The following is a 25,709-nucleotide window of genomic DNA, read 5'->3' as shown; positions in this document are numbered from 1 at the left end:
CCTGAGTGGTTCCTGTGCTCGGTGAACGACGTACGCGCCCGGAGCATTCCTCAGAAGGGGTGGCCGGCCGGCGTGGCGCGGGTCGTGGTCCAGCGCAGTTCGGTGAAGGCGTCCAGGTTCGCCTCGCCGCCGAACCGCGCGCCCGTACCGGAGGCGCCGACACCGCCGAAGGGGGCCACGGCCTCGTCGTTCACCGTCTGGTCGTTGATGTGCGCGATCCCGGTCGGGATCCGGTCCGCGAGGGCCAGCCCGCGCGCCGTGTCCCGGGTGACGATGCCGAGGGAGAGTCCGTACGGGCCCGCCGAGGCCAGCGCGACCGCCTCCTCCTCCGTCGCGAAGGACCGTACGGGCGCGACCGGGCCGAAGACCTCCTGCGCGTAGGCGGGGGTGTCGTCGGCGACCCCGGCGAGCACGGTGGGCCGGTAGAACAGGTCCCGGTGGGTGCCGCCCGCGACGAGCTTGGCGCCCTGCGCCGTGCTGGCCTCCACCAGCGCGTGGACCCGCTCCAGCTGGGCGCGGTCGATCAGCGGTCCCAGGTGCACCCGCTCGCGGTAGGGGTCCCCCACCGCCAGCTCCTCGGCCCGCGCGGCGAGCCGCTCGACGTACTCGTCGTACAGCGAGGCGTGTACGAGGTGGCGCCCTGCGGTCATGCAGATCTGGCCCTGGTGGAAGAAGGCGCCCCAGGAGGCCTGGGCGACGGCGGCCTCCACGTCCGCGTCCCGGAGTACGACGAGGGCGGAGTTGCCGCCCAACTCCAGGTGCGCGCGCTTGAGGTGACGGCCCGCCAGTTCACCGACGGCGCGGCCGCTGGCCGTGGAGCCGGTGAAGGACACCACCCGTACCCGGGGGTCCGCGACCACGGCGGCCCCCGTCTCGCCGCCGCCGGGCAGCACCTGCAGCAGCCCGGCCGGGAGCCCGGCGGCCGCGAAGACGGCGGCGAGCGCGAGCCCGCCGCAGACGGCGGTACGGCGGTCCGGCTTGAGCAGGACCGCGTTCCCGAGCGCCAGCGCCGGCGCGACCGAGCGGATCGACAGGATCAGCGGGGCGTTGAACGGGGCGATGACGCCGACCACCCCGGCCGGGACCCGGCGGGTGAAGGACAGCCGGGGCGCCTCGCTCGTCAGCACCTGGCCGACCGGGCGCGAGGCCAGGGCGGCGGCCTCGTAGCACTCCTGGGCGGCGACGTGCAGCTCGAAGTCGCCCTTGCCGGGTATCGAGCCGGACTCCCGCACGATCCATTCGCGCAGCTCGTCGGCGTGCGCGGCGAACAGGTCCCCGGCGCGGCGCAGCACCGCCGCGCGCTCCACGTGGGTGGCCCGCCCCCAGCCGTCCTGCGCGGCCCGGGCGCGTACGCCGGCCTCCGCGACGTCTGCGGGCGCGGCGAGGCCGATGGTGGCGAGGGTACGCCCGGTCGCGGGTTCGACGACGGGGGCGGTACCGCCGGTGAGGGTGGGTCCGTCCTGCCAGAGCGTCGGGTCGAGGAGCGGCATGGCGCGGGGCCTCCGGTGGGGATCGGCGGGGGGCGGGCGGGGCGGCGGGCGGTGGGGCGGCGGGCCGCAGCACGCGCCATCGTGCCAGAACGGGGGCACCACTTCTGTTCAGTTATTGGGCAGTTGACGGAACGCGGTGACCGGAAACGATCGACCGGCGCGGGCGGGCGGCGGGGCCCGAACCCGGCCCCGCGCCCGCTCAGATCCGCGCCTCCGGTCCGCGCCTCCGCTCCGCCCCGGTCAGCGCCGGTCAGCGCCGGTCAGCGCCGGTCAGCGTTCGAGGACCAGCGCGATGCCCTGCCCGACGCCGATGCACAGCGCCGCCATACCGGTACCGGAGCCCGCCGCCGCCAGCTGGTGCGCGACCGACCCCGCGAGCCGGGCGCCCGACGCGCCCAGCGGGTGACCGATGGCGATGGCCCCGCCACGCGGGTTCAGGACCGCGCGGTCCAGCTCAGGCCATGCCTCCAGACAGCCCAACGCCTGCGCCGCGAAGGCCTCGTTGAGCTCGAAGACCCCGAGGTCGCCCAGGCTGCGGCCGGCCTTGGCCAGCGCGTTCTGGACGGCCTCGACCGGACCGAGCCCGAAGAACTGCGGTTCGATCCCGGTGACCGCGGAGGCGCTGATCCGGGCGAGCGGCTCCCGGCCGGTGGCCGCCAGGCCCGCCTCGTCGGTCAACAGCAGCGCGGCGGCGCCGTCGTTGAGCGGGGAGGAGTTCGCGGCCGTGACCGTACCGGTGCCGTCCGTCCGGAAGACCGGCTTCAGCCGGGCCAGTGCCTCAGGGGTGGAACCCTCCCGGACGCACTCGTCCCGGACCAGGTCCACACCCGGGTACGGCACGACCTCCTTGTCGTACAGCCCCGCCGACCAGGCGTCGGCGGCCTTGCGGTGGCTCTCCAGCGCGAAGCGGTCCTGCGCCTCCCGGCTGATCCCGTACTTCTCGGCGATGAGCTCGGCGCTCTCCCCGAGGGAGATCGTCCACTCCGCGGGCATCCGCGGGTTGGTCATCCGCCAGCCGAGGGTGGTCGACCACATCTCCTGGTGACCGGCGGGGAACGCCCGCTCCGGCTTCTGGACCACCCAGGGGGCCCGGGTCATGGACTCGACCCCGCCCGCGATCGCCACCGAGGCATCGCCGAGCGCGATCGCGCGGGCCGCCTGGATCACGGCTTCGAGGCCGGAACCGCAGAGCCGGTTGACGGTCACACCGGGGACGGTCACCGGGAGCCCGGCGAGCAGTACGGCCATCCGCGCCACGTCACGGTTGTCCTCGCCCGCGCCGTTGGCGTCGCCGAAGACCACGTCGTCGATGCGGGCCGGGTCGAGGTCGGGCGTACGGTCCACCAGCGCGCGGACCACGTGCGCGGCCAGGTCGTCCGGCCGGACCTTGGCGAAGGCGCCGCCGAACTTGCCGATCGGGGTGCGGACGGCGTCGACGACGTACACGTCGCGGACGGTGCGGATGCTCATCGGGGCTCTCCTGGGCGGATCCGTACGGGCGGCGGCGCGGCCGGTGCCGGGGTGGGCACCGGGGGACGACGCCGGGACGCCCGGTAGGGCGCGCCCGAAGTCTCCGTCCGCCGACGACCGACTGTCAACGCTCCCCGGAGCCGACCCGGGGAACCGATCCCGGCCTACGAGCCAGCCGCCGGTCGGGAGCCGCGGGGAGGCCGGGTCGCAACGAACCGCCAGGGGCGGCCCGCCTCCCGGCCCGGGGGCGAGCCCGGGCAGCCGCCGGGCGGGGTTCACCGTCGGGCCGGGTGGATCCTGGCGGGGCCCGGGGGGGCCGCCGGCGGTGGGGGTCCGGCGGGTCAGGTTGAGTCGCGGTGGAGGGCCGCGGCCGTCATCAGGTCGTGCCGTTGTGTGAGCTCCGACGGCTCTCGGACCGCCCGGTCCACCAGCGAGGCCAGGTGGTCACCGGTCGGCATCTCGATCTGCACCGTGCTCAGCCGGGGCCGCAGCAGCCGCCCGATGAGCAGGTCGTCGGCGCCGATGACGGCGACGTCCTCGGGCACCCGCAGCCCCTCGTCCTGGAGGGCCCGCATGAGCAGCATCGCGTACTCGTCGTTGTACGCGAACACCGAGTCCAGTCCGAGCGAACGCCAGCGGGCCGCGAGCCCGGCGGCCGACTCCTCGGTGTAGGACATGGCGAGCGGTTCGATGCCGATGTCGATACCAGTGGCTTCGGCGGCCGCGGTCACCGCGGACCGGGCTCCCGCCAGCCGCGGCGCGGAGAACGGCTCCAGACCGGCCTCCTCCGGGACGACCACGCCGATCCGGCGGTGTCCCCGCCCGATCAGGTGCTCCGTGGCCCGCGCGCCCACCTCCGTCTGGTCCATGCCCAGCGCGTGCGCACCCGGCACTCCCACCGGCCCCAGGGTTATCACCGCGCGCGCCCCGGCCCGCTTGAGGGTGGCGACGTTGTGCGCGGACAGGCCGATCTCGCCGAGGGAGATCACCGCGACGGGTCGCAGCTCGGCCCAGGCGCGCGCGGCCTCGTCCCCGCTGAGCCCGAGGCTGCCGTACTGGACGACGGTGTAGTCGAGGCGGCGCAGGGCCCACTGGAGCTCGTTGAGGAAGGCGCTGTAGAGCGGGCCGATCGGCACGTGGGAGATCGGCAGCAGCACGATCCGGGTGTGCCCGGCACGCAGGCTCCGGGCGGCGGCGTGCGGGACGTACCCGAGTTCCTCGGCGGCCTCTCGGACCTTGCGCCGGGTCGGCTCGCTGATGCGTACGGCTTCCGCGTTGTTCAGGACGTACGAAACCGTCGCGCGGGAGACGCCGGCGAGGCGTGCCACGTCGGCGCTGGTCGGCACGGGGGACGGCGCGGGGTGCGGGGTGGCGGGTGCCGGCGGGGTGTTCCGCCGCTGCGTCGACTTCGGCGACTTGGGCGAATCCGACGGCTTCTGCGGCTTCGGCGGCTTCGATGACTGAGACATTGCCGTGGCATCCTTCCAGACCCGTTGCACCCTGGGGCTGACGGATGGCCGGAAACGGATACCGCGCAGTGATTACACGAGTCATTGACACGTGTAATCTCGCTGTCGCAGCTCATTCACCGAAGTGCGCGCGCACGTGACCCGCCGTGCCGTCGCCCCGTCGCGTTCGTCGCAGCCTGCATCCAGGTCGAACACATCGCCCCCGCGAACAGGTCTCCAACTTCGGCCTGATCGCGGGGGTCTCCGCGATCTCCGCCACCCTCTTCGACCCGGTGTCCGGCGCCCGCGACCGCTCACGGCAAGGGTTCTGCGGCCGTCGGACACGAGGTCCACCGGGGCGACTTCGACGGGTTCACGGCCTCGTTGGAGGGCCGGATCTAGTCAGGGCCGGCCCTCCCCCGTTACTGTCTTCCTACCGATCGGTAACTGGGGAGGTCCGATGTCGGTTCCGTCTGTTTCCACACGCGCCGGATTGGTGGAGATGGCGACCGCCCTCGCCGAAGGAGCCGTGTCCGCGCGCCAGTTGACCGAGGACGCCCTGGTCCGGATCGAGGCCGCGCAGCCCTCCCTCAACGCCTTCCGGATCGTACGCGCCGAGGCCGCGCTCGCGGAGGCCGACGCGGCGGACCGGCGGCTGGCCGCGGGCGAGCGACTGCCGCTGCTCGGGGTTCCGCTGGCCGTCAAGGACGACATGGACGTGGCCGGGGAGCCGACCTCCTTCGGCTGCGCCGGGGAGTTCCCGCCCAAGTCCGCCGACAGCGAGGCGGTACGCAGGCTGCGCGCGGCCGGCGCCGTGGTGCTGGGCAAGACCCAGACGCCGGAGCTGGGGCAGTGGCCGTTCACCGAGGGCCCGGCCTTCGGGGACACCCGCAACCCCTGGAACCCGGACTACACCCCGGGCGGTTCGTCCGGCGGTTCGGCGGCCGCCGTGGCCGCGGGGCTGGTCCCGGCGGCGCTGGGGTCCGACGGGGCGGGTTCGGTACGGATCCCCGCGGCCTGGACGCACCTGGTGGGCGTGAAACCGCAGCGGGGACGCATCTCCACCTGGCCGGAACCCGAGTCGTTCCACGGGCTGACGGTCAACGGCGTGCTGGCCCGTACCGTCGCGGACGCGGCGCTCCTGCTGGACGCCGCCGGCGGCCCCGACCCCGGCGACCTGCACCGCCCGCCGCAGGTGTCCGCCGTCGAGGCCGCCCGGCGCGCGCCCCGCCGCCTGCGCATCGCGCTGTCCTTCGGCATGGCCTTCACGGCGACGGCCAAGAGCCTGGACCCCGTGGTCCGTTCGGCGGTGGAACGGCTCGCCGGGCGGCTGGAGGCACTGGGCCACGAGGTGGTCCCGGAGGACCCCCGGTACGGTCCGATCGGGCTGACCTTCACCCCTCGGGCCACCGCGGGCGTACGGGACCTCGCGTCCCGGGTGCCGAACCCCGCCCTGCTGGACCCCCGCACGCGGGAGGCGGTGCGTACGGGGCGCCTGCTGGGCGGACTGCCCCTGCGGATCTCCCGCCGGGCGGAGGGAGCACTGCGCCGCCGGGTCGGGGAGATCTTCGGGCGCTTCGACGTGGTCCTCACGCCGACGACGGCCACACCACCGCTGCGCATCGGGGCCCTGGCCGGACTCGGAGCCCTGGACACCGACCGGGCGATGATCGCCGCGTGCCCGTACGCCTGGACGTGGAACGTCCTGGGCTGGCCGGGGATCAACATCCCCGCGGGCTTCACCCCGGACGGCCTCCCCTTGGGCGCCCAACTCCTCGGCCCGGGCCACTCGGAGCCGCTGCTGCTGTCACTGGCGGCACAGGTGGAGGCGGCGGAGGCGTGGGGTCGGCACTGGCCTGCGGGGGCGGGAGTGGGAGTGGGAGTGGAGGCGGGGGCCTGAGGGGTTTTCGTCGGGCGGGATGGAACAGTGCTGGGGGTTTCCCGTCAGTCTCACTGTCCTTCCGGTTCGGTCCGACCTGTCAAGGGCGCTCCCTCCGGTCGCGTCGCTTCGCGATGGCCTTCGGCCACCCTTGACAGCCCGGCCCGCCCCGGAATGCCAAAGACTGTCGGGAAACCCCCAAAGAACGGTCAGGGGGGAGGGTCCAACCAGGCCATCGCGAAACGCCTGGACGGGGGCCCTGCGTAGCGGAAACGCCGCCCGCACTCCAGCCTCGCCGGCGTTTGAGGCGCGGGGTTCGGGGCGGAGCCCCGAGCACAGCAAAGGGGGCCCACCGCGCATCAGATCGCTACCCGCCTACCACTCGGCTCAGCGGCTGCGGACCGGCCGTGGCTGGACACAAGCCGCTCATACTCGCCACATGGCGCGGACCGGCCGGCAGCCACCGGCTCGTCTCGGGCTGCGGTCGCCGTGATCCGCCTTCGCGCACCGGTGAGGCCCTTTAGGCGGTGGGGAGGTTGAGACCGGTGTAGATCTGGTTGAGGACGGTGGGGAGCAGGGCCTGGGCCGTGGTGTGGCTGTCGGGGGACAGCGTCAGGTTGGTCCAGATCACGAGGGTGACGTCGTTCTCCGTGTCGTGTCCCATGAAGGAGTTGAAGCCCGGGAGTTCACCGCCGTGGTAGTACATCGAGGCGTGCGGGGCGAAGCGTTGGTAGGCGATCCCGTAGCCGTACTTCTGGCCTTCGGGCGCCGCCGGGTCCTCGGCCTGGGGGCTGGCGAGCCACTGCCGTTGGGAGGCGGCGTTCAGGACCTTGCCCGTCACCAGCGCCTTGATCCAGGTGGCCAGGTCGTCTGCGGTGGAGATGACTCCACCGGCGGCGGTGGCGTAGGAGGGGTTCTGATGGGTGTAGTCGGTGGGCTTGAGCTTGCCCGTCCGTGCCGCCTCGCTCATCGCGGCGGGGTAGGGCTCGTCGGCCAGGGCGTACGAGGTCCCTCCGTACATGTAGCCGTGTGAGAAGGGGGCGGGGAGCGACCGGTCGTGCAGACCGGGCAGTGAGGTCCCCTTCAACCCGAGGGGGGCGAACAGCCGGTCCTGGAACTGCTGGGCCAGGGGGCGGCCGCCGGCCTTTTCGGCGACGAGGCCCAGGAGGGCGAAGTTGGTGTTGGAGTACTCGTACGCCGCGTCCGGCGCGAAGTTCGGTGGGTGCCGGAACGCGATGTCCAGCACCTGCCGTGGGGTGAAGGCCCTCCCGGGGTCGGCGTCCAGGGCGGCCGAGAGTTCGGGAGCCATCGTGTAGTTGTAGAGCCCGCTGCGCATCTTCAGCAGCTGGCTAATGGTGATGTTCCCTCCGTTGGGCACCCCCGAGACGTACGCGGAGACCGGATCGCTCAACCGGAGCTTGCCGTCCTGGGCGAGCAGCGTGATCAGTGCGCCGGTCATCGTCTTGGTGTTGGAGGCGATCCGGAAATGGTCGCCTCCGTCCGGCGGCTTGGCCGCGCCGAGTTCCGTCGTGCCGACGGTCGCGTGGAAGGTCCCCTGCGGGGTGCGGAGCAGGACGACCGCGCCGGGCACCATCAACTTCTTCGCCGCACGGTCCACGGCGGCCTGGAAGGCGGCCGGATCGATCGGCTTCAAGGCCGACGGAACGGGGGTCGCCGTCGCGGCGGGCGTGGGCTCCACGAGTGCCGAGGCGGTCGAACCGAGGGGAATGGCGCCGCCTGCGATCGCAAGGGCCGCACAGGCTACGAGGACAGCCCTCCGGGCAGGGGTACTGCGGGCCGAGCGTGAGGTCACCACCACCGTTGCCTCCACTCTGAGTGGAATCGCCCAATTTTATCAGCCCAACCCGAGACGAGCCGGTGGCCGCCGGCCGGTCCGCGCTGTGTGGCGAGTGTGGGCGGCTTGTGTCCAGCCACGGCCGGTCCGCAGCCGCTGAGCCGAGTGGTAGGCGGGTAGCGATCTGCTGCGCGGTGGGCCCCCCTTTGCTGTGCTCGGGGCTCCGCCCCGAACCCCGCGTCTCAAACGCCGGCGAGGCTGGGGTGCGGGCGGCGTTTCCGCTACGCAGGGCCCCCGTCCAGGCGTTTCGCGATGGCTCGGTGGTTGTGCTCCCCCCTGACCGTTCTTTGGGGGTTTCCCGACAGTCTTTGGCATTCCGGGGCGGGCCGGGCTGTCAAGGGTGGCCGAAGGCCATCGCGAAGCGACGCGACGACGAGGAACGAGGAGGAGCGCCCTTGACAGGTCGGACCGAACCGGAAGGACAGTGAGACTGGCGGGAAGCCCCCAGCACTGTTCCATCCCGCCCGACCGGCACCCCCTCCTCCTGCGGGGCCGTGCGAGCTACTAACCTCACCCGGATGACGGCACTCTCTCACCACGGTTCCGACGACATCGAGCAGCCCGGGCGCGGCGGGTACTCCGCGACCACCGAGGCCGATCCGCGTGCCATCGGGCCCGTGCGGACCTCGTACGCCCCCGATCCCGACGGGGATCCCGATCCCGGCGAGATCGTCTGGACCTGGGTGCCGTACGAGGAGAACGACGGCCGCGGCAAGGACCGGCCGGTGCTGGTGGTGGCCCGGGAGGCGGGCGGGCGGACGCTGCTGGCCGTACAGCTGTCCAGCAAGCGGCACGATCACGACCGGGAGTGGGTGCCGATCGGGACCGGGCCGTGGGACAGCGCCGGGCGGGAGTCCTGGGTCGACGTGGACCGGGTGCTGCGGGTGCACGAGTCCGGCATGCGGCGCGAGGCGTGCGCGCTGGACCGGGGGCGCTTCCAGCTGGTGGTGAACCGGCTGCGCGAGCGCTACGGCTGGGAGTAACCGCCGCCCGGCCGGACGCCGTCCTGCCCCGCCGCCCCGGGCGCCGGCGCCTCCGCCACCCCGAACGCCCGCTCGAACGCCTGCCGCGGCCCCGGGGCGCGGTCCAGGACGGCGAACACCACCCGCTCGAAGACTCCCGCGAAGCGCCCCGTCAGCAGGCTCCGGAAGGCCTGCGCCACCTGTGTCGGGTCGTTCTGGAAGACCCCGCACCCCCAGGCGCCGAGGACCAGCCGCCGGTACCCGTGCAGCGCGGCGACCTCCAGGACGCGCTCCGCGCGCCGGGCGAGGGCGGCGGGGATCTCGTGCGTCCGCTCGGGTTCCTGGCGGCGGATGGTGCCCGCGTTCGGCGCGGGCGAGGTCAGGAATCCGACGCGGAAAGGGGTCTCCAGCAGCTCGCCCCTGTCGTCGCGGAAGACGGGCACTCCGGGCGAGTGAATCACCCGGTCGGTGTAGAAGGTGCTGCGGCCCGCGCGGTGCACCTCGTAGTACTCGGGGGCCAGCAGCAGCGTCTCGTACAGGGCCGAGGCGCGGCAGAGCGCCTCTTCCTGCGCCTTGGCCCCGCGGACGTAGCCGCCCCCGGGATTCCGGGCCGAGGCGAAGTTCAGGACGGCGGTGGAGGTCGCCTCGGGCGACTCCGGATCCGCGGTGGCGAGCCTACGGGCTGCGACCGTGCTGCTCTCCCCGGTGACCTCCACCGCGGTCCGGTCGGTCCTCGCGGTGAGCTTGTCGTCTGGAACGACTGGCTTGGGCCCATATATCCTGGTTCCTGCCTTGGCTTCCGCCACGGCGGCGGCGAGGGAGATCTGCCGCCCCGACCGCGTCCGGTACGCGCCGGCCGCCACAATCTCCGCGTTCTCCCGCGCGATCTCGCGCAATCTGCTGCTCACGTCGGCCATCCTTGGCCACCACAACTGCTGGTGACAACGGGTTTATGGAGTGTTTGTCACCCTGACGGGTAGGAGCGGGTGTTGGCCCCGGTCCACGACAGGAGATGAGGATCCGGTCATGCCCCCTGACGCACCCACCTCTCACACCTCATCCAGCTCACCCAACCCACCCAGCACACCCAACCCACCCAGCACACTCGCCCTACCCGCCTCGCTCGCCCCGCCCCCCTCCCCCGCCCCACCCGAGCCGATCAGCGAAACCGAAGCCGAAGAGCTGATCCACGGCATCTGTTTCAAGACGGGCCCGCCCCGGGTCCTCGGGGCCGAGCTCGAATGGCTGGTGCTGGACGCCGAGCGGCCCGGGCTGCCGCTGGCCCCCGAGCGGCTCACCGCCGCGCACGAGGCGGCCGCCGCCCTGCCGTTGCACTCCCGGCTCACCGTCGAACCCGGCGGCCAGCTGGAGTTGAGTTCGGCTCCCGCCGACTCCCTCTCCGCCTGCGTGGACGGCCTCCAGGCCGACCTGACCGCCGTCCGGGAGACCCTGCGCGCCCAGGGCCTCGTCCTGCGGGGCCTCGGCCAGGATCCGCGCCGCCCCTACCGGCGGCTGCTGACCGACCCGCGCTACGAGGCGATGGAGCGGTACCTCGACCGGGCCGGGCCGGCCGGGCGCGCGATGATGTGCGCCTCCGCCTCCGTCCAGGTCTGCGTGGACGCGGGCCACGAGGAGCCGGGGCCGCTCGGTCACGGCCGGCGGTGGCGGCTCGCGCACCTGCTGGGCGCGGTGCTGGTGGCCGCGTTCGCCAACTCCCCCGCCGCCGAAGGCCCGTACGCGGGCTGGCGGTGTGCGCGCCAGGGCGTCTGGGAGGACCTCGACACCGGGCGCTCCCTCGCGCCGCCGCTCGACACCGAGCCGCGCGCGGCGTGGACGCGGCACGCGCTCGACACCCGGGTGATGTGCGTGCGGGCCCCGGAAGGCGCGCCCGAAGACACGCCGTGGACGGTCCCGAACGGGCTGACGTTCCGCGACTGGATCCGTACCGGAGGGCCTCGGCCGGCCACGGCCGGGGATCTGGAGTACCACCTGACCACGCTGTTCCCGCCGGTCCGGCCGCGCGGGCACCTGGAACTGCGCATGATCGACGCGCAGCCCGGGGACGACGGCTGGCTGGTCCCCGTGGCCGTGGTCCATGCCCTGTTCGATGATCCGGAGGCCGCCGAGACGGCGTACCGGGTGTCCAAGGCGCTGGCGGACTCCTACGGTCCGCGTCCCGCTCCGCGCAATCCGCTGTGGAGGTCCGCCGCCCGGGCGGGGCTCGCGGATCCGGAGCTGCGCTCGGCCGCGACGGCCTGTTTCCTGGCGGCGGCCGAGGCGTTGCCCCGGCTCGGGGCCTCGGACCTGGTCCGCGACACGGTCGCCGAGTTCACCGAACGCCATGTGCTCGCGGGCCGGTCCCCGGCCGATGACCACGCGCACCCTCGCCAGCAGCTCTCCGGGAAGGGGACCCGCCCGTGACCACCGCATCCCGTCCCGAGGCACTGCGCGAGCGGGCGCTCGCGGCGCTGACCGCCGCCCGGGCCCGTACGGCCGCGCTCACCGACCCGGTGAGCGAGCCGGACCTGACCGCGCAGCATTCCCCCCTGATGTCGCCGCTGGTCTGGGACCTGGCGCACATCGGCAACCAGGAGGAGCTGTGGCTGCTGCGCAACGTGGCCGGCCAGGAGTTCCTGCGCCCGGACATCAACTCGCTGTACGACGCGTTCGAGCATCCCCGCTCGGAGCGGCCGAAGCTGCCGCTGCTGGGGCCGCGGGAGGCCCGGCGGTACGCGGCGGAGGTCCGCGGCCGGGTCTTCGACCTGCTGGAGCGCACCCCGCTGGAGGGTTCGGGTCTGCTCGACGACGGTTTCGCCTTCGGGATGATCGCCCAGCATGAACAGCAGCACGACGAAACGATGCTGATCACCCACCAGCTGAGGCGGGGCGCGCCGGTGCTGTCCGCGCCGGATCCGGATCCGCCGCTGGGTCCGCCGCCCGCCGCCGCCGAAGTCCTGGTGCCCGGAGGCCCGTTCACGATGGGGACGTCGGCCGAGCCGTGGTCGCTGGACAACGAGCGGCCCGCGCACACCCGGGAGACCGCGGCGTTCTGGATCGACACGGTGCCGGTCACCAACGCCGCGTACGAGGCGTTCATCGCGGACGGCGGCTACGGCGAGCGCCGCTGGTGGGCGGCCGAGGGCTGGGACCAGATCCGCGCGCACGACATCGAGGCTCCGCTGTTCTGGCACCGGGAGGCCGGGCAGTGGCTGCGGCGCCGGTTCGGGGTGACCGAGCCGGTGCCCGGCGACGAGCCGGTGCTGCACGTGAGCTGGTACGAGGCGGACGCGTACGCCCGCTGGGCGGGGCGGCGGCTGCCCTCGGAGGAGGAGTGGGAGAAGGCGGCCCGGTTCGACCCGGCCTCCGGCCGCTCGACGCGCTATCCGTGGGGTGACGCCGACCCGACGCCCGCGCACGCCAATCTGGGCCAGCGCCATCTGCGCCCGGCCCGCGCGGGCAGTTACCCCGCCGGGGCCTCTCCGCTCGGGGTGCGGCAGCTGATCGGGGACGTGTGGGAGTGGACCTCCTCGGACTTCCTGCCGTATCCGGGGTTCCGCGCCTTCCCGTACCGCGAGTACTCGGAGGTGTTCTTCGGCCCCGGTCACAAGGTGCTGCGCGGCGGTTCCTTCGCCGTGGACGAGGTGGCCTGCCGGGGCACGTTCCGCAACTGGGACCTGCCGGTGCGCCGCCAGATCTTCTCCGGGTTCCGGACCGCGAGGGATGCCTGATGTGCCGTCACCTCGCTTACGTGGGACCGGAGATACCCCTGGGCCGGCTGCTGACCGACCCGGAGCACTCGCTGGTGCGGCAGTCCTGGGAGCCGCGCCGGCAGCGGTACGGCACCGTCAACGCCGACGGGTTCGGCGTCGGCTGGTACGCGGAGGGCGATCCGGTGCCCGCCCGCTACCGGCGGGCCGGGCCGATCTGGGGCGACATGACCTTCGCCGACCTCGCCCGCGTGGTGCGCAGCGAGGCCGCGCTGGCCGCCGTACGCGACGCCACCGATCCGGGGGCCGACGGGGAGGCCGCGGCGGCGCCGTTCGCGTCGGGGCCCTGGCTGTTCAGCCACAACGGCGCGGTGCGGGACTGGCCGGACGCGGTGGCGCCGCTGACGGCCGGGCTGCCGCCGCAGGAGCTGCTCTCGCTGGCGGCGCGCACCGACTCGGCGCTGATCTGGGCGCTGGTGCTGCGGGGTCTGCGGGAGGGCCGCGGCCTCGGGGAGTCGCTCGCGGGGCCGGTGCGGGCGGTGGCCGGTGCCTCGCCGGGCTCGCGGCTGAACCTGCTGCTGACCGACGGATCCGAGATCGCCGCGACGGCCTGGGGGGATTCGCTCTGGTACCTGACGGACGTACCCGCGCAGCGCACGGTGGTGGCGTCCGAGCCGTACGACGACGACACCCGGTGGCGTGAAGTGCCCGACCGGACCCTGCTGACCGCCACCCGTACACGGGTCGACCTGACCCCGCTCAAGGCGCCTCCCCTCGGGGAGTCCCCGCACAAGGAGACGAAGCCCGGTGAGTGACTTCCAGCTGACCCGAACCCTCGACGAGCACACCGCGGACGCCGCGCTGCGGGAGGACGTGCTGCGCGGGCTGACCCAGGCCCGCAAGGCGCTGCCGCCCAAGTGGTTCTACGACGCGCGGGGCAGTGAACTGTTCGAGGAGATCACCCGGTTGCCCGAGTACTACCCGACGCGCGCGGAGCGGGAGATCCTCCTCGCGCGGGCCGGGGAGATCGCCTCGGCGAGCGGGGCCCGGACGCTGGTGGAGCTGGGTTCCGGGTCCTCGGAGAAGACCCGGCACCTGATCGAGGCGATGCCCGCGCTGGACACGTACATCCCGGTGGACGTGAGCGAGAGCGCGCTGCGGGGGGCGGCGGAGGTCCTGCTGGCGGAGCATCCGGGGCTGCGGGTGCACGCGCTGCTGGCCGACTTCACCAGGGCGTTGCAGCTGCCGGACTCCCCCGGGCCCCGGCTGGTGGTCTTCCTCGGGGGGACGATCGGGAACCTGCTGCCCGCGGAGCGGGCCCGGTTCCTGGCGTCGGTACGGGCGATGCTGTCGCCCGGGGACGCGCTGCTGCTGGGTACGGACCTGGTGAAGGACGAGGGCGTGCTGGTGGCGGCGTACGACGACGCGCAGGGGGTGACGGCCGAGTTCAACAAGAACGTGCTGACCGTCATCGACCGGGAGTTGGGCGCGGACTTCCACACCGCCGACTTCGCGCACGTGGCGGTGTGGAATCGGGAGGAGGAGTGGATCGAGATGCGGCTGCGGGCCCGGTCCGAGGCTCTGGTGAAGATCAGGTCGCTGGATCTGGTGGTGCCGTTCGCGGCGGGTGAGGAGATCCTGACGGAGGTGTCCGCGAAGTTCCGTCAGGAGGGTGTCCGGAAGGAACTCCTGGCGGCAGGACTGGAGTTGAGCCGGTGGTGGACGGATTCCGAGGGCCGTTTCGCGCTGTCCCTGTCCGTGGCGGACGGCGGTCCGGGCTGGGAGGGGATCCCCGGCAGTGAGGGCGGCGCCGGCGCCGGTCCGGGGACGATCGCCCCCTGAGCGGCGGCCGCGAGGTCCCGACGGTGCGCGTACCGGCCCGGCGGGATCCGCGGCAGCAGCCGGACCTCGGCCCGCACCCCGCGGGCCCGGACGATCCGCCACAGCGAGGCGGTCAGCGGGTCGTCCCCGACGAAGGCGGGCGCCCCGGCCGGGTGCGCCCCTGCCGGGTGCTCCCCGGCGGGGGTCCGCCCGTCCAGCAGGTACGTGATCCGCACGGGCTGGACGGGGACCCGCGCGTCCAGCGCGGCCTGGAACGCGGCGCGCCGGAAGGGGCCCTGGGCGCGTCCGCACCAGGTGGAGCCCTCGGGGAAGACGGTGACCCGGTCGCCGTCGAGGAGGGCCCGGGTGACGGCTGCGACGGTGTCGGGGAGGGCCCGGATCCGGTCGCGTTCGATGAACAGGGTGCCGTTCTGGCGGGAGAGCGGACCGAGGACGGGCCAGGTCCGGATGTCGCTCTTGGCGAGCATCCGGCTGGGTGTGACGGCGGCGACGAGCGCGATGTCGAGCCACGAGATGTGGTTGGCGACGATCAGGCGGCCGCCGTCGGGGCCGGGGCTTCCGTGGACGGTGAGCCGGATGCCGAAGGCCCGTACGAGAGCGGTCGCCCAGGCCCGGACGAGCGCCCGCCGGGGCCGCTCGGGCAGCAGCCGGACCGGCTGGGCGCCCAGGATCCCGAGCAGGACCACGGCGACGGCGACGGTGAGCCGCAGGACCGCGTGCGGGACGCTCGCGACCGGCCCCTCGTGGCCGGCGCAGGCCGCGGGGGTACAGGGCGAGGTGGGCAGCCAGACGCTCATGCGCCCGGGGTGAGCGAGAGGAAGTGCTTGAGGTAGCGCGGGTTGGTGCGGCGCAGCGAGAGCAGGACATACAGGTCGGCGCAGCCGAAGTCGACGTCGAGGGCGGGCTCGCCGCAGACCCAGGCGCCCAGGCGCAGGTAGCCGCGGAGCAGCGCGGGCAGCTCGACCCGGTCGGGGAAGGTGATGCCCTCGGCGTTCCAGGGGTTGTGCGGGGTGACGCGGTACTCCTCGGGGGCGAGGTTGCGGGTGAGGACGTTCGCGCGGGCGGCGGCGGCCAGCACACCGCCGTCGGCGAGCGGGATGGAGCAGCAGCCGGCCAGCCAGTTGTGGCCGGAGCGGTCCATGTAGCGGGCGAGGCCGGCCCAGACGAGGGCGATGACGGCGCCGCCCCGGTGGTCGGGGTGCACGCAGGAGCGGCCGACCTCGACGAGGTCGGGGCGGATGGGGGCGAGGGCGGAGAGGTCGAATTCGCCCTCGGAGTAGAGGCGGCCGGCCACGGCGGCGCGCTCGGGGGGCAGCAGCCGGTAGGTGCCGACGACCTGCTCGGTCTCTTCTTCGACGACGAGGAGGTGGTCGCAGTACGCGTCGAAGGCGTCGGAGTCGAGGCCCGGCTCGGGGCCGTCGAGGCGGGCGCCGAGCTCTCCGGCGAAGACGGTGTGGCGCAGCCGCTGGGCGGCGCGGACCTCGGCCTCGTCGCGGGCGAGGCGGACCGCGTAGCGGGGGGCGGTGGGGACGCCCTGCGCGGTGGCGGGGGCCGCGACCGGGGCCGCGGTGGGGGGCGTGGTGCGGGACGGGGTGGGGAGCGTGGTGCGGGACGGGGACAGGGGGGCGATGGTCATGGCGGCTCCTGATCCGGACACGGATGGCCGGGCCGACAGGTGTGCGGCCTGGCTCTTTACTTCTTCCGTGACCGGCTGGATTCGACATGACCTCGCAGCGGCAGTTGGATGTGCGGACGCTGAACTCACCGGTCGGAGCTGAGCACCTTGCTGATCGTGTCCGAGGCCGTCCGGGCCGCCGGGCGGGGGTCCTGGCCGGTGAGCACGGCCGTCATGTACGGCTTGATGGGGTTCTTGCCCTCGACCTCGGCCCAGCGGGCGGAGTTCGGGGTGGCCCGGCCCTGGGCGGCGCCGGGGGCCATGGCGGCGGCGCCCTCGTTGCCCTCGACCACGTGCGCGAGGGTGGTCTTGTTCGGGACGTAGCTCATGGTGCGGGCGAGTTCGGTCTGCCATTCCTCGCTGACCAGGGCGGTGATCACGTCCACGGCCTCGCGCCGGTTCCGCGTCTTCTCCGGGATGATCAGGTCGGAGCCGCCGGTGAAGACGGCGCCGGGCTTGTCGGAGGTCTTGCCGGGGATCGGGAAGAAGCCGAGCTTGCCCTTGAGGGCGGGGTTGGCGGCCTCGATCTGGGCGGCCTGCCCGGGCGGGGCGATGATCTGCGCGATCCGGCCGCGTGCGAAGACGTCCGCTTGCGGGGGCGTCTCCTCGTCGGCGTCCTTGGGGCCGTCGCCGAGGGCCTGGAGCTGCTTGTAGAACCGCATTCCGGCGAGCGCCTTCTCGTCGTCCAGGGCGCCGACCCACTGGCCGGCGCTCTCGACGGCGAGTTCGCCGCCCTCGTCCCAGATGAACCCGGCGAGGACGTACCAGTTCTGGCCGGGGAGGTAGATGCCCTGGTGGTCGCCCTTGTCCAGCTTCTGGGTGACCTGGAGCCACTCCTGGCGGTTCTTGGGCGGGTTCTTCAGCCCGGCGTCCGCGAAGAGGTCCTTGTTGTAGATCACCACGCGGTTGGCGGCGTACCACGGGACGCCGTACTGGGCTCCGCCCACGCTCCCCGGGTCGGAGAGCCCCTTGAGCCAGTCCTTGCCGCCCCACTCGCGCAGGCCCTCCAGGGTGAGCTCGGAGAGGCCGCCGGCCTCGACGTACTGGGCCACCTGGGTGTTGCCGACCTCGATGACGTCGGCGCCTTCCCCGCTCGTGCCGTCGAGGACGGCGTTGACCTTTTCGCCGATGCCGGTCCACTCCTGGGTCCTGACCTCCAGATCGACGCCGGGGTGGCGGTGCTCGAAGTCGGCGGTGAACCGGGTGACGAAGTCCTCCGAGGCGCTCCCCTTCATCAGCCAGAGCGTCACCTTCCTGGAGCCCCCGGCCGGATCGTCGAGCCGGCCGCAGCCGGTGAGGGCGGTGGCGGCCGCGAGGGCGGTGCACACGGCAAGGAAGCGCATCTTCACGTAGGTCACCTTCCGGGGACGGATGAGATGGCTTGAAATTGGCATAGACCAATGGGCGGGTCAAGGGGCTTCCGGCCGGCATCGTCCACCCATAGTTCGCGGACTCGGACGTACTGGGGCACCGTGGAACAAGGCAACAGAGACCACGGTCGGGAGGCCCCATGTCCAACCACACGTACCGGGTGACCGAGATCGTCGGCACTTCCGACGAGGGCATCGACCAGGCCATCCGCAACGGGCTCGCGCGGGCGGGCCAGACCCTGCGCAACCTGGACTGGTTCGAGGTCACTCAGATGCGCGGGCACATCGAGAACGGCGAGATCGCGCACTACCAGGTCGGCCTCAAGGTGGGCTTCCGCCTCGAAGGCGAGGACTGACCCCCACTGGCCCCCGCCTTCGAGGCGGAGCCCGCCGGGCGCGAGAGCGGGGCGCGGGGCGTACGCAGCTCAGGTGCGGCCCTCGCCCTCCTGGGCGGACTTGAGCTCGGGCGCGTCCGCCGCCCAGTTCGCGAGCACCACGCGGAAGCCCGCCGCCCGCGCCGCCTGGCAGACCAGCTCGTCGTCATCCACCAGCATCCGCACCTGGCGCCCCCGCGAGATCCGCTTCAGCACCTCCAGCTTCGTCGTGCGCGCCGGGCGCCGGTCCTGATTGCCGCGCATCCACAGCCGCCCCTCGGGCAGCCCGTGCCGGGCGAGCCACTCCTCGGTGTCGGCCCGGCACCGCTCCGGACGGCCGGTCAGGTACACGACCTCGCAGTCCGCCGCGCTCTCCACCGCCAGCTCCACACCGCGCGCGAGCGGCGGATCGGCCGGGGCCGCGCCGAAGAACCCGTCCCAGTCGCGGGGCCGGCCCTCCAGGAAGTGCTGGCGGTGGTCGGTGTCGGCCAGGGTGTTGTCGATGTCGAACACGGCCAGCGGCCGTCCCTCGTTGATCTCGCTCATGCGGCCAGCCTAAGCACGGGGAACGGGCCCGGTCCGGCTGCCCGGGAATGCCCGCCGCCCCGGGGCGTTGAGGAGGGTGTGTTCCGCGAAATCTCGGTCCTCGACCGCTCCCGCACCCGCGAAGGGCACCCGGCCGCCGGGGCGCTGCGCGACACCGTCGAACTGGCCCGCGCCGCGGACCGGCTCGGGTACCGCCGCTTCTGGGTCTCGGAGCACCACAGCGTCCCCGGGGTCGCCGGTTCCGCCCCCACCGTGCTGGCCGCCGCCGTCGCCGGCGCGACCGGCCGGATCCGGGTCGGCACGGGCGGGGTGATGCTGCCCAACCATCAGCCGCTGGTCGTCGCCGAGCAGTTCGGGGTCCTGGAGGCCCTCTTCCCCGGGCGGATCGACATGGGGCTCGGCCGGTCCGTGGGCTTCACGGGCGGCATCCGGCGCGCGCTCGGCCGCGACACCGCCGACGCCGACGCCTTCGAGGAGCAGCTCGCCGAACTGCTCGGCTGGATCGACGGCACCCAGCGGGCGCATCCCGAGGTGCACGCCCGCCCCGCGGAGGGGCTGCGGATCCCGGCGTACGTGCTGGCGACCGGCGAGGGCGCGGGGATCGCCGCGCGGGCCGGGCTGCCGCTGGTGGTGGGTGACCTGCGGGCCCGTGCCAGGGTCATGGAGATCATCGAGGGGTACCGCGCGGCGTTCCGGCCCTCGGCCCGGGGCGCGGAGCCGTACGTGGTGGTCTCCGGGACGGTCGCGGTGGCCGCCACGGCGGAGGAGGCCCGCCGGATCCTGGTCCCGGAGGCGTGGGCGCTCGCGTACTCCCGGACCCGGGGCAGTTTCCCGCCGCTGCGCCCCGCCGAGGAGGTGGAGGCGCTGGCCATGACGGCGAAGGAGCGGGAGCTGTACGAGGGCGCGCTCGCCGGGCACGTCTTCGGTACCGAGGAGCAGGTCGCGGCCGAGCTGGAGCGGGTCCGGGCGGCGACGGGGGCGGACGAGCTGCTGGTCACCACCTCGACGTACGACCGGACGGCCCTGCTGGACTCCTTCGGCCGGCTGGCCCGCCTGGCCGGGCTCGCGCGCACGACGGCGCCCGCGACGCCGCCCGCCGGGCCGCTCGCGGCGGCGCCGAGGCCGGCGCCCTAAACTAGGGCGAATGCACCAGTCCACCGATCCCTACGTCCGCGTCCGGGGCGCCCGGGAGCACAATCTGCGCGGCGTCGACGTGGACATCCCGCGCGACGCGCTGACCGTGTTCACCGGGGTCTCCGGCTCCGGGAAGAGCTCGCTGGCCTTCGGTACGCTCTACGCCGAGGCCCAGCGCCGCTACTTCGAGTCCGTCGCCCCCTACGCCCGCCGGCTGATCCACCAGATCGGCGCCCCGAAGGTCGACTCCGTCACCGGGCTGCCGCCCGCCGTGTCGCTGGAGCAGCGCCGTTCGACGCCCGGCTCGCGGTCCTCGGTGGGGACGGTGACCCTGCTGTCGAACTCCCTGCGCATGCTGTACTCGCGGGCCGGGACGTACCCGCCGGGGGCGGAGCGCCTGGACTCCGACGCCTTCTCCCCCAACACCGCCGCAGGCGCCTGCCCTTCCTGTCACGGCATCGGGCGGATCCACCGCACCGACGAGCAACTCCTCGTACCCGATCCGGACCTGTCGATCCGTCAGGGAGCCATCGCGGCCTGGCCGGGGGCTTGGCAGGGCAAGAACCTGCGGGACATCCTGGAGGCGCTCGGCCACGACGTGGACGCGCCCTGGCGGGAGCTGCCCGCGCGGGACCGCGAGTGGATCCTGTTCACCGAGGAACAGCCGGTGGTCACGGTGCACCCGGTGCGGGAGGCCGAGCGGATCCAGCGGCCGTACCAGGGCACCTACATGAGCGCCCACCGCTATGTGATGCGGACCTTCGCCGACAGCAAGAGCGCGTCGCTGCGGGCCCGCGCGGAGAAGTTCCTCACCGACTCCCCGTGTCCGGCGTGCGAGGGGCGGCGGCTGCGGCCCGAGGCCCTGGCCGTGACGTTCGCGGGCCGTACGATCGCGGAGCTGGCGGCGGCGGCGCTGACCGAGCTGGACGGCGTACTGGCTTCCGCGCCGCCGGGCGGTGAGGCGGCCCGGGTGCTCGCCGAGGACCTGCGGGCGCGGATCGCGCCCGTCACGGAGCTCGGGCTCGGCTATCTGAGCCTGGACCGGACCGCACCCTCGCTGTCGGCGGGCGAGTTGCAGCGGCTGCGGCTGGCGACACAGCTGAAGTCGGGCCTGTTCGGGGTGGTGTACGTGCTGGACGAGCCGTCGGCGGGGCTGCACCCGGCCGACACCGAGGCGCTGCTGACCGTACTGGACCGGCTGAAGGCGGCGGGGAACACGGTGTTCGTGGTGGAGCACCACTTGGAGGTGGTGCGGCACGCGGACTGGCTGGTGGACGTCGGGCCGCTGGCCGGGGAGCACGGGGGGCGGGTGCTGCACAGCGGGCCGCCGGCGGGGCTGGCGGACGTGGCGGAGTCGGCGACGGCCCGGCACCTGTTCGCGTCGCCGGAGCGCCCGCGCCCGCGCCCGGTCCGGGAGGCGCGGGGTGCGGTCCGGCTCAGCGGGGTCGACCGGCACAACCTGCGCGGGGTGACGGCCGAGTTCCCGCTCGGGGTGTTCACCGCGGTGACCGGGGTGTCGGGTTCCGGGAAGTCCACGCTGGTGGGTCAGGCCCTCGCCGGTGAGGTGACCGGGCGACTGGCGGAGCCCGGGTTCCCCGTACGGCGCCTGGTGGAGGTGGACCAGAAGCCGATCGGCCGGACGCCGCGGTCCAACCTGGCGACGTACACGGGGCTGTTCGACGTGGTGCGCAGGCTCTTCACGGCCTCCGACGAGGCGCGGGCGCGCGGCTGGAAGGCGGGCCGGTTCTCCTTCAACGTGCCGGGCGGGCGCTGCGAGACCTGCCAGGGCGAGGGTTTCGTCTCGGTGGAGCTGCTGTTCCTGCCGAGCACGTACGCGCCGTGCCCGGAGTGCGGCGGGGCGCGGTACAACGCGGAGACCCTCCAGGTGCGGTACGAGGGGCTGACCATCGCGGAGGTGCTGTCGCTGACGGTGGAGGCGGCGGCCGTGTTCTTCGCGGAGGTACCGGCGGCGGCGCGCAGCCTGCGCGCGCTGGAGGACATCGGGCTGGGCTACCTGCGGCTGGGGCAGCCGGCGACGGAGCTGTCGGGTGGCGAGGCGCAACGCATCAAGCTGGCGACGGAGTTGCAGCGGCTGCGCCGCGATCACACCCTGTACCTGCTGGACGAGCCGACGACGGGGCTGCATCCGGCCGATGTGCGGGTGCTGCTGCGGCAGTTGCACGGGCTGGTGGAGGCCGGGCACTCGGTGGTGGTCGTGGAGCACGACATGGATGTGGTGGCGGGCGCGGACTGGGTCATCGACCTGGGTCCGGGCGGTGGCGCGGAGGGCGGCCGCGTGGTCGCGTCGGGCACGCCGTCCGAGGTGGCGCGTACGCCGGGCAGCCGGACGGCGGGCTACCTCGCGCGGGCCCTCGGGGTCTGACGGTCCCCCGGTCCCCCGGGGTCGGGGCTCAGGCGTCGCCGGGGAGCAGGTGCTGCGGGAGTTCGCGGAAGCTCCACACGCCCCGGGTGCGGGTGAACGTCCAGACGAGGTCGTGCCGGTCGGGCCAGGCGGCGGGGACGCCGCGCACCTGGTGGGCGCCGAGGGCCCGGACCAGGCGGGGGATGCCGGCGCGCTCCCAGCAGACGAGTACGGGGGTCGGCGCGGCCAGGGCGCTGTGGGCCAGGGCCGCTTCGGCGCCGATCGCGAACTGGGAGCGGACCGGGGTGCCCAGGGCCTTGGCCAGTGCTTCCACGGTCTGGCGGGAGTGGGCGGGGGCCGCGCGCGCCTTCCCGCCGGCCGCGAAGATGGCGGCGGGCCGGGGCAGCGAGCTCCGGCGGCCGGGCGGGAAGAGGCGGGGCAGTTCGGCGGCCCGGCGCCAGCCGCGCCCGGCCAGGAACCCGGGGTCCTCGTTGCCCTCGGGGTCCTCGCCGGTGGCCCCGGCGTACGGGTGCTCCGCGTGCCGGATGACCATGATCAGGGCGTCTTTGGGCGGGGCCTGCGGGCCGTGGGCCCGGGTGCCGGGGCCGTCCTGCGCCGTGCAGCCGGCCGCTGCCAGCGGGGCGAGGGCGGCGGCCGCCAGCAGGGTGCGGCGGCGCGGTCCGGTCCCGGCGGGGGCGTGTGGCATGGGGCCCACTGTCGCCGATGGCCCGGACCCCGCCGGGGCGCGGCGCGGGGATCGGGCCGTACGAGCGCCCGGTCGGCGGATCGGGTCAGCCGATCGGCCCACGGGACGGGGGGTACCGAAGCCGCCGGTGTCGCCGGTGTCACGGACGGCCGGCGGGCGCTCGTACGGGGTCGGGGAGCCGGGATGGTTCCCGGTGGCGGGTCAGCCCTTGCGGAGCGCGCGCAGCCACTCCTTGTTCATCGCGGCGATCGAGGGCAGCGGGATGCCCTTGGGGCAGGCCGTGGCGCATTCGCCGGTCAGGGTGCAGCCGCCGAAGCCCTCGCCGTCCATCGTGGCCACCATGTCGAGGACCCGGGACTCGCGCTCGGGCGAGCCCTGCGGCAGCACGTTGAGGTGGTTGATCTTGGCGGAGGTGAAGAGCATCGCCGAGCCGTTGGGGCAGGCCGCCACGCAGGCACCGCAGCCGATGCACTCGGCGTGCTCGAAGGCGTGGTCGGCGGCCGGCTTGGGCACGGGCGTGGCGTGCGCCTCGGGCGCGGCGCCGGTCGGCGCGGTGATGTAGCCGCCGGCCTGGATGATCCGGTCGAAGGCGCTGCGGTCCACCACGAGGTCCTTGACGACGGGGAAGGCCGAGGCGCGCCACGGTTCGACGTCGATGGTGTCGCCGTCGGCGAAGGACCGCATGTGCAGCTGGCAGGTGGTGGTGCGCTCGGGGCCGTGGGCGTCGCCGTTGATGACGAGGCTGCACGCGCCGCAGATGCCCTCGCGGCAGTCGTGGTCGAAGGCGACCGGGTCCTCGCCGCGCAGGATGAGGTCCTCGTTGAGCGTGTCCAGCATTTCCAGGAAGGACATGTCCTGGGAGATGCCTTCGACCTCGTAGGAGGCCATGGCGCCGGGGGCGTCGGCGTTGTGCTGGCGCCAGACGCGCAGGGTGAGCTTCATGCGTAGCTCCGCTGGGTGGGGTGGACGTACTCGAAGACGAGGTCTTCCTTGTGCAGGACGGGGGCGGCGCCGGTGCCCTGGTACTCCCAGGCGGCCGCGTAGCCGAACTCCTCGTCGCGGCGGGCGGCTTCGCCGTCCGGGGTCTGGGACTCCTCGCGGAAGTGGCCGCCGCAGGATTCGGCGCGGTGGAGGGCGTCGAGGCACATCAGCTCGGCGAGTTCCAGGTAGTCGACGATGCGGTTGGCCTTCTCCAGCGACTGGTTGAACTCCGCTCCGCTGCCGGGGACCTTGATGCGGCGCCAGAACTCCTCGCGGATCTCGGGGATCCGGGCGAGGGCCTTGCGCAGGCCTGCGTCGGTGCGGGCCATTCCGCAGTACTCCCACATGAGTTCGCCGATCTCGCGGTGGAAGGAGTCTGGCGTGCGGTCGCCGTCGACGGCGAGGAGTTTCGCCAGGCAGTCGCGGGTCTCGCGGATCGCCGCGGCGGCTTCGGGGTGGACGTCGTCGACGGAATCCTGGTGCGGATGGCGGGCCAGGTAGTCGTTGATGGTGGACGGCAGGACGAAGTAGCCGTCGCCGAGGCCCTGCATCAGCGCGGAGGCGCCGAGGCGGTTGGCGCCGTGGTCGGAGAAGTTTGCCTCGCCGATCGCGAACAGGCCGGGGACGGTGGTCTGGAGGTCGTAGTCCACCCACAGGCCGCCCATCGTGTAGTGCACGGCGGGGTAGATCCGCATGGGGACCTCGTACGGGTTCTCGGCGGTGATCCGCTCGTACATCTCGAAGAGGTTGCCGTACTTCTCGGCGACCTGATCGCGGCCCATGCGGCGGATGGCGTCGGCGAAGTCGAGGTACACGCCCTGGCCGCCGGGGCCGACGCCGCGGCCCTCGTCGCAGACGTTCTTGGCGGCGCGGGAGGCGATGTCGCGGGGGACGAGGTTGCCGAAGGAGGGGTAGATCCGCTCCAGGTAGTAGTCCCGCTCCGCCTCGGGGATCTCGGCAGCGGGGCGGGTGTCGCCCTTGGCCTTGGGGACCCAGATGCGGCCGTCGTTGCGCAGGGACTCGCTCATCAGGGTGAGCTTGGACTGGTGGTCGCCGGTGCGCGGGATGCAGGTGGGGTGGATCTGGGTGAAGCAGGGGTTGGCGAAGTGGGCGCCGCGCCGGTGCGCCCGCCAGATGGCGGTCGCGTTGGAGTTCATGGCGTTGGTGGAGAGGTAGAAGACGTTCCCGTAGCCGCCGCTCGCCAGGACGACGGCGTCGGCGTAGTGGGTTTCGATGCTGCCGGTGATCAGGTCGCGGGCGACGATGCCGCGGGCCACCCCGTCGACCGTGATCAGGTCGAGCATCTCGGTGCGGGCGTGCATCTCCACGTTGCCGGCGGCGATCTGCCGGGACAGTGCCTGGTAGGCGCCGAGCAGCAGCTGCTGGCCCGTCTGGCCGCGGGCGTAGAAGGTGCGGGAGACCTGGACGCCGCCGAAGGAGCGGGTGTCGAGGAGGCCGCCGTACTCGCGGGCGAAGGGGACGCCCTGGGCCACGCACTGGTCGATGATCTCCACGGAGATCTGGGCGAGGCGGTGCACGTTGGACTCGCGGGCGCGGAAGTCGCCGCCCTTGACGGTGTCGTAGAAGAGGCGGTGCACCGAGTCGCCGTCGTTGCGGTAGTTCTTCGCGGCGTTGATGCCGCCCTGGGCGGCGATGGAGTGGGCGCGGCGCGGGGAGTCGGAGTAGCAGAACTGGACGACGTGGTAGCCCTGCTCGGCGAGGGTGGCGCCGGCCGCCCCGCCGGCCAGGCCGGTACCGACGACGATCACGGTGTGCTTGCGGCGGTTGGCCGGGTTGACGAGCTTGGCCTCGAAGCGGCGGCGGTCCCAGCGCTCGGCGATGGGGCCTTCGGGCGCCTTGGTGTCGGAGATCGGCTCGCCGGTGGTGTAGTTGGCGTACTCGCTCATG

The 25,709-nt window shown here is 73.6% G+C and carries 20 protein-coding genes and 1 pseudogene; 9 read left to right on the top strand and 12 right to left on the bottom strand.

From position 1 onward, the window contains the following. Window positions 1–50: 50 nt before the first annotated feature. From EES41_RS31240 to EES41_RS31230, 3 genes are all read right to left on the bottom strand, one after another. A complete protein-coding gene (locus EES41_RS31240) occupies window positions 51–1,490 on the bottom strand; it encodes a benzaldehyde dehydrogenase (protein WP_123081311.1) in 1,440 nt (479 codons plus the stop codon). Between the two features lie 270 nt (window positions 1,491–1,760). Then, on the bottom strand, window positions 1,761–2,960 hold the full coding sequence (locus EES41_RS31235) for a thiolase family protein (protein WP_073772850.1): 1,200 nt from the start codon (window positions 2,958–2,960) through the stop codon (window positions 1,761–1,763). Between the two features lie 341 nt (window positions 2,961–3,301). Then, the gene (locus tag EES41_RS31230) at window positions 3,302–4,306 is read right to left on the bottom strand and encodes a LacI family DNA-binding transcriptional regulator (RefSeq protein ID WP_123081310.1); all 1,005 of its coding nucleotides are present in this window, start codon (window positions 4,304–4,306) and stop codon (window positions 3,302–3,304) included. A 562-nt stretch (window positions 4,307–4,868) separates the two neighbouring features. Between EES41_RS31230 and EES41_RS31225 the strand changes: the two genes are divergently transcribed. Then, window positions 4,869–6,308: an amidase gene (locus tag EES41_RS31225; protein ID WP_123081309.1), complete on the top strand. Its 1,440-nt coding sequence runs from the start codon at window positions 4,869–4,871 to the stop codon at window positions 6,306–6,308. 499 nt (window positions 6,309–6,807) lie between these two features. Here the strand turns inward: EES41_RS31225 and EES41_RS31220 are convergent, their stop codons facing one another. Further along, a complete protein-coding gene (locus tag EES41_RS31220) occupies window positions 6,808–7,986 on the bottom strand; it encodes a serine hydrolase (protein ID WP_254211625.1) in 1,179 nt (392 codons plus the stop codon). Window positions 7,987–8,660: 674 nt separating this feature from the next. Between EES41_RS31220 and EES41_RS31215 the strand changes: the two genes are divergently transcribed. After that, on the top strand, window positions 8,661–9,125 hold the full coding sequence (locus EES41_RS31215; protein WP_123081308.1) for a type II toxin-antitoxin system PemK/MazF family toxin: 465 nt from the start codon (window positions 8,661–8,663) through the stop codon (window positions 9,123–9,125). Here the strand turns inward: EES41_RS31215 and EES41_RS31210 are convergent. Next, window positions 9,110–10,012: a TIGR02452 family protein gene (locus tag EES41_RS31210; protein ID WP_123081307.1), complete on the bottom strand. Its 903-nt coding sequence runs from the start codon at window positions 10,010–10,012 to the stop codon at window positions 9,110–9,112. The two genes, EES41_RS31215 and EES41_RS31210, sit on opposite strands and share 16 nt — an antisense overlap. Window positions 10,013–10,130: 118 nt before the next feature. Between EES41_RS31210 and egtA the strand changes: the two genes are divergently transcribed. The 4 genes from egtA to egtD are packed head-to-tail and all read left to right on the top strand — an operon-like array spanning window position 10,131 to window position 14,653. After that, on the top strand, window positions 10,131–11,525 hold the full coding sequence (egtA, locus tag EES41_RS31205; protein WP_254211624.1) for an ergothioneine biosynthesis glutamate--cysteine ligase EgtA: 1,395 nt from the start codon (window positions 10,131–10,133) through the stop codon (window positions 11,523–11,525). After that, window positions 11,522–12,832, top strand: a complete 1,311-nt coding sequence (egtB, locus tag EES41_RS31200; protein WP_123081306.1) for an ergothioneine biosynthesis protein EgtB — start codon at window positions 11,522–11,524, stop codon at window positions 12,830–12,832. The genes egtA and egtB overlap by 4 nt, the downstream gene beginning before the upstream one ends. Then, window positions 12,832–13,626: an ergothioneine biosynthesis protein EgtC gene (egtC, locus tag EES41_RS31195; RefSeq protein ID WP_123081305.1), complete on the top strand. Its 795-nt coding sequence runs from the start codon at window positions 12,832–12,834 to the stop codon at window positions 13,624–13,626. Before egtB ends, egtC begins: the two co-directional genes overlap by 1 nt. After that, window positions 13,619–14,653 carry an L-histidine N(alpha)-methyltransferase gene (gene egtD / locus EES41_RS31190; protein ID WP_123081304.1) on the top strand — a complete coding sequence of 345 codons (1,035 nt, stop codon included), beginning with the start codon at window positions 13,619–13,621 and terminating at the stop codon, window positions 14,651–14,653. The genes egtC and egtD overlap by 8 nt, the downstream gene beginning before the upstream one ends. A 266-nt stretch (window positions 14,654–14,919) precedes the next feature. Here egtD and EES41_RS44260 read toward each other — a convergent pair. From EES41_RS44260 to EES41_RS31175, 3 genes and pseudogenes are all read right to left on the bottom strand, one after another. Next, a pseudogene (locus EES41_RS44260) lies at window positions 14,920–15,450 on the bottom strand (lysophospholipid acyltransferase family protein); the annotation flags it as partial. Continuing rightward, window positions 15,447–16,289, bottom strand: a complete 843-nt coding sequence (locus EES41_RS31180) for a GNAT family N-acetyltransferase (protein WP_123081303.1) — start codon at window positions 16,287–16,289, stop codon at window positions 15,447–15,449. The gene EES41_RS31180 and the pseudogene EES41_RS44260, both read right to left, overlap by 4 nt. A 125-nt stretch (window positions 16,290–16,414) precedes the next feature. After that, on the bottom strand, window positions 16,415–17,671 hold the full coding sequence (locus EES41_RS31175) for an extracellular solute-binding protein (RefSeq protein ID WP_123082804.1): 1,257 nt from the start codon (window positions 17,669–17,671) through the stop codon (window positions 16,415–16,417). A 167-nt stretch (window positions 17,672–17,838) separates the two neighbouring features. Between EES41_RS31175 and EES41_RS31170 the strand changes: the two genes are divergently transcribed. Next, window positions 17,839–18,054 carry a dodecin gene (locus tag EES41_RS31170; protein WP_037792278.1) on the top strand — a complete coding sequence of 72 codons (216 nt, stop codon included), beginning with the start codon at window positions 17,839–17,841 and terminating at the stop codon, window positions 18,052–18,054. A 69-nt stretch (window positions 18,055–18,123) separates the two neighbouring features. Here the strand turns inward: EES41_RS31170 and EES41_RS31165 are convergent, their stop codons facing one another. Next, window positions 18,124–18,618: an HAD family acid phosphatase gene (locus EES41_RS31165; RefSeq protein ID WP_123081302.1), complete on the bottom strand. Its 495-nt coding sequence runs from the start codon at window positions 18,616–18,618 to the stop codon at window positions 18,124–18,126. Window positions 18,619–18,696: 78 nt separating this feature from the next. On the opposite strand from EES41_RS31165, the gene EES41_RS31160 reads away from it, so the two are divergent. Both EES41_RS31160 and EES41_RS31155 read left to right on the top strand, forming a co-directional pair. Then, entirely contained in the window at window positions 18,697–19,752 is a 1,056-nt protein-coding gene (locus tag EES41_RS31160; protein ID WP_123081301.1) for an LLM class flavin-dependent oxidoreductase, read from the top strand. A 10-nt stretch (window positions 19,753–19,762) separates the two neighbouring features. Then, a complete protein-coding gene (locus tag EES41_RS31155; protein ID WP_123081300.1) occupies window positions 19,763–22,135 on the top strand; it encodes an excinuclease ABC subunit UvrA in 2,373 nt (790 codons plus the stop codon). Between the two features lie 28 nt (window positions 22,136–22,163). Here the strand turns inward: EES41_RS31155 and EES41_RS43230 are convergent, their stop codons facing one another. From EES41_RS43230 to EES41_RS31140, 3 genes are all read right to left on the bottom strand, one after another. Continuing rightward, a complete protein-coding gene (locus EES41_RS43230; protein WP_254211622.1) occupies window positions 22,164–22,820 on the bottom strand; it encodes a hypothetical protein in 657 nt (218 codons plus the stop codon). A gap of 201 nt (window positions 22,821–23,021) precedes the next feature. Further along, complete coding sequence (locus EES41_RS31145; protein ID WP_123081299.1) at window positions 23,022–23,762, bottom strand: succinate dehydrogenase/fumarate reductase iron-sulfur subunit; 741 nt, start codon at window positions 23,760–23,762, stop codon at window positions 23,022–23,024. Next, window positions 23,759–25,708, bottom strand: a complete 1,950-nt coding sequence (locus tag EES41_RS31140; protein WP_123081298.1) for a fumarate reductase/succinate dehydrogenase flavoprotein subunit — start codon at window positions 25,706–25,708, stop codon at window positions 23,759–23,761. The genes EES41_RS31145 and EES41_RS31140 overlap by 4 nt, the downstream gene beginning before the upstream one ends. Window position 25,709: the final 1 nt, after the last annotated feature.

It is taken from the genome of Streptomyces sp. ADI95-16 (genome assembly GCF_003721495.1).
Taxonomy (GTDB): Bacteria; Actinomycetota; Actinomycetes; order Streptomycetales; family Streptomycetaceae; genus Streptomyces; species Streptomyces goshikiensis.
Note: the sequence above shows the minus strand (reverse complement) of the source record. Positions and strands in the feature narration are given on the sequence as shown.